Origin of the sequence: Bacillus sp. cl95 (genome assembly GCF_900115925.1) — a bacterium.
GTDB lineage: Bacteria > Bacillota > Bacilli > Bacillales > Cytobacillaceae > Neobacillus_A.
On record NZ_FOYF01000017.1, the window covers coordinates 1 to 6,051 of the forward strand.

Genomic DNA, 6,051 nt, shown 5'->3' on the forward strand with positions numbered 1-6,051 from the left:
ATCCAATAGCTTGGACAAACTGACAATCAACAACGATAAGTTGTCCTCCTTCTCTCTCAGAATTGAAGAAAGCACAGCAATTTTTTTCATCAAAATTTACAAAAACGAGATCTTCAAGGATAGTCCCACCTGATAAAAATAAATCTACTTCTGTATTTGTTGATAATTTTCTAAATTGATCACATGCGCATCCTTTGCAACGATGTTTACTTTCACTTTTCTTTCTACAATCTTCACATTCTTCGTGTCTCATTCCCTTTACCTCTCCTTTTTTAAAAAATAAGTTACAATGACAGTTTATTTTGAATTAGAAAAAAGGATTGGACAAACATCTTACTAAAATTAAAATAAATCTATCTAATTTACATTTTTTAGTTTTGGTAAAAATATACTTTTTTGTAGTCTGGTAAATAATAAATTAATAGTTTAAGAATAAATTAGTGTGCAGTTCGAACATGATGTGGCTTAACATCTTCCTCAACTAACGGGTCAGATTTATTTAAGAAGGAAAAGCAAATACCGTAACGAATATCATTAATTAAATGAGATAAAGAGCTGATAAGTTTGAAGTATTCTAAATTAATTATTACAACCTCTTGTTATTTAGTTTTGATCGCTGGGATAATCGGTATAATCAATTTTGTAGAACAAAGTAATAGACCGATTTTGTTCTAATTCTCGGTTCAATTGTATTGGTGTCGCAACAAATATTGTTGAGAGCAATGAAAAATAAAGTAATTAAATCTCATTAAAAATATGTACGAGAGCTGTCATAGAGGCAGCTTTTCTTGTTCCATTAACGGTTCATGTTAGTTGAAGAATGGATTTGAAGTTTATACCTAGATATTCTATGTATTAATGTGTTAAGGTGGATGTAAGAAAAAGGGATTTAGCCGAAATGATTTTTTCCCTGGGAAGCGTTGGATAACCTGAGAGGTGGGGAGAGTAAGTGAAAAAAGATTTTATAAAAGAAATGTCCAATATTGCTGTAATTGCTGGTTGGTCGTTTAATATTATTTGCCTCTTAGGTAAAATTTCTCCCTGGTTTTCCTTAATAGCTGGGTTAGGTATGGGAATAGGAGGATTAATATTCCTTTTAAATATTTTTGCATTAATTTTCCTAGTTAGTTTCAGAAAATATAGGATGGAAAGTTTTTTTAAAGGAACTTGATATTGATTATCTCGTTTTTAATTGTGTATCCACTCATATTTAACAAAATTATGAGTCTTATCTAAGCAAATAGGTAGAGATCGCATCGTTGCCAAAATTGCTCACAAACGTGCTGCCAATACAGGGCGGCTTTTTTGTTATTTAACTAAAAGGGGAGGGAGTTGAATAAGGATTTTATTTCCAAACAAGAAGGAAAGATTATAATAAGCATTGAATTTATATAGGGGTGAGTGATCAATGCATCTCTATATCAGGAGGTTGTTAGGTATGTCGAGAGAATTATGGTTGAACCTGCCAGTGCGAGAACCAGAACGGGCAAAGGCGTTTTATACGCAGCTCGGTTTTCGGTTGAATGAGCTGTATGAGAGTCAAGACGGCTCATTCAGCTTGATCGTCGGCGACAATCAGGTTGTTTTGATGCTCTTCCCGGAATCCACGTTCCGCGGTTTTGCTGGTAATGCGGTTGCAGATTCGTGGCAGGGAACTGAAGTGTTATTCTCTCTGGGGGCGAACTCCAGGGATGAAGTTGATGAGTTCGCCTTGAAAGCCGAACGTGCGGGCGGCACTGTATTCAGCAAGCCGAGCGAAAAGGGTGGCTGGATGTACGGCTGCGGTTTTGCCGATCCGGACGGTCATCGGTGGAACGCGTTGTATATGGATATGAGCAAAATGTCGCAAGGCTGAAAACCCGATTCGCCATTTCGTGACGAGTGTTTAAACAGAAAGTCAAATAAAGTTACTTAACTACCGGGTGCTTTACTTCAATAAGGAGTAAGGCATTTTCTTGTTCAGTTAACGAAGCAGATTAGTTGAAGAAGGTCTGCCATTTTTTATGTAGAAAATAATAATAGATAAGCGAAAAAAGGTGTGGTGAAATTGGACAATAGAGAAATTGGTACAGGAGAGAAGCAGTTAAAAATACTTCGTGAAATAAATGAAATATGTTTATCTCATAAATTCGATTTATGGTTACGGGGTGGCTGGGCAATTGATTTTCTTCTCGGAAAAATTACACGTTTACACTCCGATATTGATTTAGTTACTTTGATTCAATATCGGGAACGGATTGAAAAAGCAATGGTCAATGCTGGTTTTAAGAAAATACCAGTTAGCGAGTTTCAGACGGATTTCCTTAAGAATGATATTGATGTAAGTTTTGTATTTGTTAGACTTTCAGCTGACGGTAACATAATTGCTAATGGTTTTCCAGACTGGGTATGGGGGAAAGATGCCCTATCAATACAAAATTATCATTTACAAGGTATATCAATAAATGTTTTAAACCCACACCAGTTACTTCAAGAAAAGAAGGTTTATGAACAAGGAACAGGACGTAAACTTCGACCAAAAGACATAGAAAGTATGAAAATTATTCAAGGGATTATTTCTTCAATAAGTTAAAGATGTTAACAAGCACTTGATTATTGATTTGATCTTTTGCTGCGCAGTACTAAGATACTTGTTACTAAATACAATACATTAAAGACGATCACTCTGTTAGGGTGATCGTTTCGTCGTATTTGACTCATACTGTGCAACAATGCAAAAAAGGTCTTTATTTTTATTTAGCTATGTGAAAGAATGCAATTAAATTCACGAGAAGGAAAAAATTTAGGTAATTCGGATTTAGTAGTGTGAACAGAAGAGGGTGGAAGTTGGATATATAGTGTTAAAGTCAGCAGCAGATGTCTACGAGGTTGATTCAAGTTTGCTCATACGTCTTTCTAGATAAATATCAATGAACCCTATGAGATAATAGGATCACAAAAATAATACGAAGGCTGGTGAGGTATTGAAATAGCAAAGCTTTCTATGAACTGATTGATGTTTTAAAAAATCATGATAACTTGAAAGTTGAAAAGGAAGCTTTAAAGGAAGCGAAGAAATAGAAGATGTCGAATTTTGTAATATCCTTTGCTGTATTGTCATGCTAGCTTAAAACCACCTTTACAATGCCATGTTACGATAAGGGCAGAAAAGGAGGTTATCAAACAGTGAAAAATATGTTGAAGAAACTTATGATTGGTTCCATGCTTTTTTCGATATTGCCGTTAGCTTCTGCTGCGAATGGCAGCCTGTTGAATGCAGCAGGAACACAGGATGGCGGCATTGGCAACAGCACGAATTATCTTGACGCGGTGCCGAACATTGCAGTTGATTCAAAAGTGAACGAAATCATTTATCCTCTTTTCGCGACACCAGCAATTAAACAAAAGGGCAAAACGCTGACCGTTAAGGTGGACAGCAAAGGTGCAGAAGCTGGTGCCTGGAATGTAAAATTGAAGCAAACAAATCATTCTTCATTGACGAAGGAATATGACCTTCCTGTCCAAAAGGCGGAGGCAGGAGACTCTTATTGGAAAAAAAGCTCATCGATTTATAATGTAACCGTCCAAATCCCGGACAGCGTGCCGGAAAAATTATATGATCTGGAAGTTTCTTTTACAGGGAATGGCAAGCGAATCACAGATGAGCAGCCGCATTCTGTTAAGGTAGTAGATACATTTAAAAAGGATTTCACCTTTTTACATCTGACAGATACGCACGTTGGTTCGCCGCGAAATCTTGGTGACCCAGACAACATTTCTGGTACAGATCCAGCACTGGCTAAAGAGGCTGGAATGTGGGATCCGGATGAGAAGAAGCGCTGGCTTTATCTGCAAAAAACGATTAAGGAAGTAAACCTTGCAAATCCAGACTTTGTCGTTGTGACTGGCGATTTGATGTATGGGCAGATGAACCCTCAGGAATATATTTATGAGTATGAAGAGACATACCGTGTATTGCAGAAGCTGAATGTTCCTGTGTACATCGTCCCGGGCAACCATGATTATTATGCTCAGGATGCCACGCTTGCGGACGGAGCGAAGTATTGGGAACAATACTTTGGGCCGCAGTATTTCTCATTTGATTATGGAACATATGCACACTTTATTGGCTACAATTCATTCGACTGGCATAAGTTTGACCGCTCAGGCAATGGGACTGTGTCCGTGCCGACATGGGGCGGGCAGATCAGGAATGACCAGCTCAACTGGGTAAAAGAAGATCTGGCTGCAAACGCTGAATCAGCACAGCCTGGGCAGATCAAAGGATTATTCTCACATCATAATCCTTTATGGCGCGACCGCGATATCTGGCCGCAAAGCGATCCTGAAGTCCAAAGCTACTGGAAGCAATATGATGCGCAGCATAACCCGCAGTCTTTATCGACATTATTGCTCGGTGAAAAGCTTGGCATTAAATATGACCAGCAATGGCATGGGGAAAATGCGCAGGAACTGGTCAATGTCATGAAGCAGTTTAACGTGAACCTTAGCCTGCACGGCCATACTCACACAGATGATGTCACTGAAAAAGATGGTATCCTGTACACGACAACAACGGCGATCGAGCTGACAGGCAAGCCGTGGGTTGGATTCAGGAATTTTAAAATGAAGAACGGCGAGATCACCTCATACAAATACGATGATCTTGGACATTCGATCCCAGTCTATCAAAATGGGGATACGAAGAGCGGAGTCATGTCATTTGATGCCACCTACAGTGTGCCGAATGACGGACAGGCTGCCAGTCAGGAAGCAACCGTGACGAACAGGCTCGACAAGCCGATCACCGTCACCGTGCCATTTTATATGGCTGCAGGCAGCTATCGTGTTTCTGCCGGTTCTGTTAAGCAAAATTATACCGATGGAGCAGTGCAGTACCTGGAAATGGAAATAACGGTGCCTGCGAACAGTGAAGAAACGATTGAAGTGGTTAAATAGATTTTAGATTAAAAGGGCTGCCTTCTTTTTAAACTGTACCCTGTGCAGTAGACACTTTAAAAAAGTCTACTACACAGGGTCTTTTTATGTACAATAGATTAAATGCTGTGCAATATGAGTTTAATAACCAAACCATTTATAAATTGGGTATTATGTTAAAATGTAATTGACTTTGTGAAATAGTGTACTTAAAGTAACGGAGCAGTTTAGTTGAAGAAGGTTAATTAAGACTGGCACAGAATTATTATGTATATAAATATACAGGGAATTGGCCAGTCTATGTCAACGAGAGGCAACTGTTGGGATAATGCCCCGCAAGAATCATTCTTTGGCCATCTTAAGGACGAGGTACATTATAAATCCGCTAGAACCTTGAACGAATTGAAGTCAAAAATAAATCATTATATGGTTTACTATAACAACTACCGCTATCAGTGGAATTTAAAAAAGATGACCACTATTCAATATAGGAATCATCTTCAAGCTGCTTAACCTCTTTTTTTATAGTGTCCTTGACATAGGTGCCAGTTTACCAGCCACCTCACCCTTTGTTTTTAGCTAATTTTTCACGATCTTCTGCCAATGGCGGCTGCTCTAACCAGCCGTTTTTAATCATTAAATCCATCCACTCTTTTCCTATCTTTGCATCATCGGAAATGGCTGACAGGTATTTTGGTGTCAAATCTCTTCTCGGTGAAGAGGCCCAGCCCGTACCGTAATAAATCATTGCGGTAGAAAATAAGAAACCTGTATGAAACATCATTAACTTATCTGAGAAAGGTGATGAAGTTGAATCCGTAATTTCCGCATCAAGCGTAGGCGGTGCTGGAAGGTTTTCCTGGTTTAAAATATCATAGAAAGTTTTAATATGAGTATCCTTCGTATTTACAGCGTCCAATAAAAATTTACGAATGGTTTTTGATTCAGCGACTTGGCTATAAGCAATAGTGAGGGCTTTTGCCAATATACTTTTCTTTAAATTAAAATAAATATCCGTAATCTCGATACAGCTGAGTGGCCTGACCTCACCAAGCCATCCAGCAAGAAAATTCTTATCCTGAACGAATTCAGCCTGGTCCGGAGGAAGTATAGATGGAGGCCTGTAATATAAAC

At 38.6% G+C, this 6,051-nt stretch carries 6 protein-coding genes and 1 pseudogene; 5 read left to right on the plus strand and 2 right to left on the minus strand.

The features are described 5' to 3' along the window. On the minus strand, positions 1-253 hold a 253-nt coding region (locus tag BMZ31_RS19910), incomplete at its 3' end, for a hydrolase (protein ID WP_139205988.1). A gap of 696 nt (positions 254-949) precedes the next feature. Here BMZ31_RS19910 and BMZ31_RS19915 point away from each other — a divergent pair. From BMZ31_RS19915 to BMZ31_RS19935, 5 genes and pseudogenes are all read left to right on the plus strand, one after another. Further along, positions 950-1,171 carry a hypothetical protein gene (locus tag BMZ31_RS19915; protein ID WP_090833662.1) on the plus strand — a complete coding sequence of 74 codons (222 nt, stop codon included), beginning with the start codon at positions 950-952 and terminating at the stop codon, positions 1,169-1,171. A gap of 267 nt (positions 1,172-1,438) precedes the next feature. Continuing rightward, positions 1,439-1,855: a VOC family protein gene (locus BMZ31_RS19920; RefSeq protein WP_090833663.1), complete on the plus strand. Its 417-nt coding sequence runs from the start codon at positions 1,439-1,441 to the stop codon at positions 1,853-1,855. 192 nt (positions 1,856-2,047) lie between these two features. Then, positions 2,048-2,572 carry a nucleotidyltransferase domain-containing protein gene (locus tag BMZ31_RS19925; protein WP_254778937.1) on the plus strand — a complete coding sequence of 175 codons (525 nt, stop codon included), beginning with the start codon at positions 2,048-2,050 and terminating at the stop codon, positions 2,570-2,572. A 602-nt stretch (positions 2,573-3,174) separates the two neighbouring features. Next, positions 3,175-4,938 (plus strand): metallophosphoesterase family protein, encoded by a 1,764-nt coding sequence (locus BMZ31_RS19930; protein ID WP_254778939.1) that lies wholly within the window; start codon positions 3,175-3,177, stop codon positions 4,936-4,938. A gap of 264 nt (positions 4,939-5,202) precedes the next feature. Further along, positions 5,203-5,430 (plus strand): annotated as a pseudogene (locus BMZ31_RS19935) (IS3 family transposase); the annotation flags it as partial. Positions 5,431-5,479: 49 nt separating this feature from the next. Here the strand turns inward: BMZ31_RS19935 and BMZ31_RS19940 are convergent. After that, positions 5,480-6,051: DUF3231 family protein (locus BMZ31_RS19940; protein ID WP_139205989.1), on the minus strand; the 572-nt coding region annotated here is incomplete at its 5' end.